Source organism: Liquorilactobacillus sp. (assembly GCF_047719775.1).
Lineage (GTDB): Bacteria > Bacillota > Bacilli > Lactobacillales > Lactobacillaceae > Liquorilactobacillus.
The window spans coordinates 1-5,330 of sequence record NZ_JBDNTS010000040.1 but is presented as its reverse complement, the minus strand read 5'-3'; the positions used below and the strand labels follow the sequence as shown (position 1 = coordinate 5,330).

At 31.5% G+C, this 5,330-nt stretch carries 4 protein-coding genes; 1 reads left to right on the top strand and 3 read right to left on the bottom strand.

The features are described 5' to 3' along the window. Nucleotides 1–829: 829 nt before the first annotated feature. From ABF682_RS11805 to ABF682_RS11795, 3 genes are read right to left on the bottom strand one after another with little or no spacing between them, the layout of a single operon-like run. Complete coding sequence (locus ABF682_RS11805; RefSeq protein WP_415619926.1) at nucleotides 830–1,843, bottom strand: LacI family DNA-binding transcriptional regulator; 1,014 nt, start codon at nucleotides 1,841–1,843, stop codon at nucleotides 830–832. Nucleotides 1,844–1,859: 16 nt separating this feature from the next. Continuing rightward, the gene (gene rpiB, locus ABF682_RS11800; RefSeq protein ID WP_415619925.1) at nucleotides 1,860–2,369 is read right to left on the bottom strand and encodes a ribose 5-phosphate isomerase B; all 510 of its coding nucleotides are present in this window, start codon (nucleotides 2,367–2,369) and stop codon (nucleotides 1,860–1,862) included. A gap of 4 nt (nucleotides 2,370–2,373) precedes the next feature. Continuing rightward, nucleotides 2,374–3,024, bottom strand: a complete 651-nt coding sequence (locus ABF682_RS11795) for a ribulose-phosphate 3-epimerase (RefSeq protein WP_415619924.1) — start codon at nucleotides 3,022–3,024, stop codon at nucleotides 2,374–2,376. 234 nt (nucleotides 3,025–3,258) lie between these two features. Between ABF682_RS11795 and ABF682_RS11790 the strand changes: the two genes are divergently transcribed. Further along, nucleotides 3,259–5,136, top strand: a complete 1,878-nt coding sequence (locus tag ABF682_RS11790) for a beta-glucoside-specific PTS transporter subunit IIABC (protein ID WP_415619923.1) — start codon at nucleotides 3,259–3,261, stop codon at nucleotides 5,134–5,136. The last annotated feature ends 194 nt before the right edge of the window (nucleotides 5,137–5,330 follow it).

Genomic DNA, 5,330 nt, shown 5'->3' with positions numbered 1-5,330 from the left:
ATTTTGAAGCTATTGGTATTTATTCTCGAAAAAAATCTTAGGGAAAATTAATTTTCCCATAAACTACAAACGTTTTATTATCGTTACAGACACTTAATTATACAAGTAATAATCAAAAACTACTAAAAAATCATAATTTTGAATATTCTTATTTTTATCAAAATAATAAACAATATTTAAAAGAATGTACCAGTGGAAATACGATGAATACATATACATTTACAATTTATGCCCTTGCTTATAGTTTCACCGTTCTTGCTAGTAAAGGGACAGTACCTCATTTTTAACAATAGCAATCGGAGAAAAAAATAATGAGATAGCAAATAAAATACTGAATAATTTTGTTCAGTTATCAATAACGCTATCAATATTCCAATCATTTTTTTATGATTCATTTCAATATATTTCAAAGACTATAAAAAGTTAACTTTCTTGATAATCTTACATCAAATTTTATTACAGGTTCCCCTAGCACTACTTTTGCCGTTGAACTATGGAATTTTTGGTTTGTGGAGTTCATATTATTCATCTGATATTTTAGCTTGTATTGTAATTGGTATTTTACTGATAAACCAGCATCATAAATTATCATTGGAATAGTTTGACTACGGATATTATAGTCTGTTTGCAGCAATGCTCTTGCTACGAATTGACCTCTAATTTATTTGAAACTATTAAATAACCTGGTACCGTACAAATTATTCAAATTGCTTATACCATGAGAAAATTTTGTTCAAATCAAAAGGCTTATCCGCTTGATTATCGGAAAAAGCCTTAGGAGTTTAAAATTTATTCGAATTTCTGATTTTTGGAGATAAGCTTGTTTGTGTTACAAAGTCCCTCTTGTTATAAGCTTCACTCCAACTTTTTTATATTTTTCTTGCATGGGTTCATCCTGAATACTATTAATCAAAATTTCAACAGTTTTTTCTGAAATAGACTGAATGTCTTGGCTGATAGTTGTAAGTTCTGGTGAGCAATACTTTGCAATTGGTGCATCATCAAATCCTACGATTTTAACATCATCAGGAACATTTAAATTAATACTTTTAGCAGCTAATAAAATATCTGCAGCCAAAGCATCACTCGTAGCAAAGATTCCAAACGGCTCCTGCCTTCTTTCGATTAAATATCTTAAATATTTTCTAATTTTGAATCTTATTTTATCAATATCAAGAGTCTGTTTAAAAGCGATCACGGAAAGGTCATCTTTTTTGAGAAAATTATCAGTCAATGTATCCTCAAATCCCTTGATTCTTTCTTTTATAGGAGATGAGTCAGACTCATACATAAAAAGACTAGGGAAAGTTCCTTTATCAATCAATGCTTGAGTGGCAATCTTAGCACCACTATAATGATCCGATCCAACGTAACAATAATTTTGAATATTCGCTGGTTCTCTGTCAATACAAACAATGTGCCTAAATTCAGAAATTTGATTACTTTCAAAAGTCTGGCTACCAGAAATCACAATCAATCCATCTACCTGTTGTGCTTTTAATTTTTTTAAATATTGCCCCTCCCTTTTTTTATCTACAGAAGTGTCACAAATTACCGTAATAAATCCATTAGAAAATAAAATTTTCTCGATGTTTTCTACTAACTTGGAAAAGAAAGAGTTATTCAAGTTGGGGATAATAATGCCAATTGTATTAGACCGTTGAAGTCTTAATGCTCTCGCAAAACTATTCCCCTCATAATGATATTTTTCTACAATTTGCAAAATTTTCTCTCTATTTTGTTCTGAAACTCTGCCTTTATTATTGATAACCTTTGAAACAGTTGAAATAGAAAAACCGCTAATTTTTGCAATATCTTTAATCGAATTTACTTTCTTTTCCATGAAAACACCAACTTAATTAAATATTATTTTGATACTTTTTGTCTTTTGAATTAACAATTTCTTTAAACCTTTCATCATTACGCTCATCCTCAGCACTTAATTCATCAATTCTTCTTTGATGACGTCCGCCTTCAAAACGAGCATCTAGCCATGACCTGACAATCATTTTTGCTAACTCAACTCCAACAACTCGTGAACCCATTGATAACACATTAGTATTATTATGACGTCTCGAAAAAGCTGCAGAGTAAGGTTCACTCACCATAGCTGCCCTGATACCCGGAACTTTATTGGCTGCTAAACCGATTCCTATGCCTGTTCCACACATTACAATTCCTAAATCATAATTTCCATTAGCAACCTCTTCTGCAACTTTTTTACCATAAATTGGATAATCAGTCCTTTTTTGTTCAAAAGCACCGAAATCGTGAGCTTCATATCCTAATTCTTTTACATATTCTATAATAGCAGGTTTTAATTCTAATCCAACATGATCTGAACCAAATGCAATTTTTTTTCTTTCCATTGATTTATTCCTCCCTAAGTTCTTTAATAATTTTTGAATAAGATTCTTTTTTTCCAAACAATGCAGAAGTTCCCAAAATGAAACCATCAACACCCATTTTTGAAAGATCTTTAATTTTATTTGGAGAAATTGCCCCATCAACAAAAACATTATAATTATATTTATTTTTTAAAGAACAAAAATCCTTTATCTTTGGTAAGGTGTAGTCTAAAAAAGGTTCTCCACTAAAGCCAGGATTAACAGTCATTATTAAAATATCATCAATAATAGGCAATAATTCTTCAACATATGCTATTGAAATATTTGGGCTAATTGCAATTCCTGGATTAATTCCCAGATTTCTGATTTTATTAATCAAAGATGAAGCAATATTCGCCGTCTCTGGATGAAAATAAATTAAATTTGCGTTTAGTTGTTTAAATAAATCAATGTATTTTTCTGGGTGTTTAACCATCAAGTGAACATCCATTGGTTTATTTGTCAGACTTCTAGTTGCTTTAAAATCCTCAGCTCCTAAAGCAAGATTAGGAACATAAATTCCATCCATAATATCCATATGAAATAAATCAACTCCAGCTGAGTTCAAAGAGGATATCTCACTGCGAAGATTTGTAAAATCAGCACACATAAGCGAAGGACAAAGTATTTTTTTCATAAATTTAACCTTCTTAACTATTATTTGAGAAAACGTTTTACCATAACACATATTATATTATCAAATAATATTCTTTTGTCAACAGATATCAGTGATTAGTTTAGAATTATAGGCTAAAAAAATAGCGAATAACACGCTTAAAAAAATCTTGACTAAAAAATAAAAAGGTGTAACTTATTATTTGAGAAAACGTTTTACCAAGCGCTAATATTTTTTTCGAAAGGATGATGCAAAATGAACTCAAGCAATCTTGGCAAAAAAATCTTATATTTAGTTGGCGGAGAAAATAATATTTTAAGTATAACTCACTGTGCAACTCGGTTAAGAATGCGTTTAAGTGATGAAAAATTAGCTTCACAAAACAAAACAGAAATTGAAGATCTAAGCGGAGTTATAAGCGTTGTTGAAAAAGCAGGCCAGTTTCAAGTTGTAATTGGACCCAGTGTACCAACTATCTATGATGAATTAATCGAAAATACTTCTTTAAATAAAGAAACTGATAAAGAAACATCGAACGATAGTACTTCAGACAATACTAATTGGTTTTTAAAAGTCATGGATGTTGTTGCTGGAATTTTTACTCCTCTTTTACCACTTTTAGCTGGGTCCGGTGTTTTTAGGGGCTTAGTTTTACTGGCAACACAATTCAAATGGCTGTCGACAACTTCAGATACGTATTATATTTTAACTGTTGCATCAACAGCTGTATTTTACTTTCTTCCAATATTGTTAGCGATTACATCTGCTGAAAAATTCAAAGTTAATAAGTATGTTGCTGCTGCTATTATGGGATCTCTGATTATGCCACAATTTACAAGTATGATGGGTAGTCACGGAAACGGCGTTATAGTTCATTTCTTAGGTATTCCTATTGTCTTAATGACTTATACTTCAACTGTGATTCCTGCAATTTTATCAATTTGGTGTCTTTCGTATTTGGAAAAATATTTAAAAAAATGGATACCAGAAAACTTACAATTATTATTTGTTCCTTTAATTTCTCTATTTCTGATGGTTCCACTTACAGCCGGAATATTTGGCCCATTTGGAGTTTATGTAGGTGAAGGGATTTCAAGTATTATTAATTGGTTAATAAACTCTAATGGTTGGATTGCTGGTGCATTTATTGGTGGCATATGGAATATTTTCGTTATTTTTGGATTACAATGGGCGGTAAATCCAGTAATGATTAATAACATCAGTAGACTTGGCTTTGATTACATTGTTCCTTTAACTGCTGCTGCAAACTTTGGTATGGCTGGAGCTACTTTAGGTACTTTTTTACGGACACATGATTCAAAAATGAAGGCCTATTCTATGTCTGCACTTCTTTCTATCCTTTTTGCTGGGATAACAGAACCATCAATTTATGGTATCGGGATTCGCTACAAACGTCCTCTAATTGGAGCAGTTGCTGGTGGAGCAGTCGGTGGAGCATTTATTGGTGGTCTTCATGTTAAAGCATTTGCTTTTGTTTTTGGTGGGCTAACGACCTTACCAGCATTTGTTGGAAGTACCTTTGTCTATTATGTAATTGGTTTAACAATTTGTTTCATCGTTGGATGCCTAGTTACATCCATTATTGGAATTAACGAAAAAGAAGTAGAAGCAAAAGAAAAGATTATCAATACTTTAAATGAAAATAATAAAACTATTGATAATGAAGTAATCCTTCAACCTATTGATGGCACTGTTGAGGATATTGCAACAGCAAAAGACCCCGCATTTTCATCTGGTTCCATGGGCGAAGGCATGGTAATAAGACCAAGTGATGGAAACGTCTACGCTCCATTTGATGGAAATATTACAATGCTTTTCAAAACGGGACATGCTATTGGAATAACTTCAAATAAAGGAACTCAAATAATGATTCACATCGGAATTGATACTGTTAAATTAAATGGAGATGGTTTCAAAACCTATGTTAAACAAGGAGATAATGTAACTAGCGGTCAAAAGCTAATTTCCTTTGATATGGATACAATTACAAAGGCTGGCTACGATTTATCAACTTTTGTAATTGTAACTAATACTGATGATTATAAGGATGTTCGCTTATTAAATACAAATATGTGCAAGCACGGAGAAAAAATTCTTACTGTATCTATTTGAATCAGCTAATTTTATTACCACTACAGTTTAAAAATTAAACTTAGCTTTGATCTTATTATAATTTATGTGACAATTATGACATAAGTCGGGGAAATTTGACTTATGGAACACGTTTATACGGAATAAATAGAGGGGGGATGGTTAAAAGTTTACTTTTGTCCATCCCCCCCTCGGGTTTTTTTTGTTTATTTGTT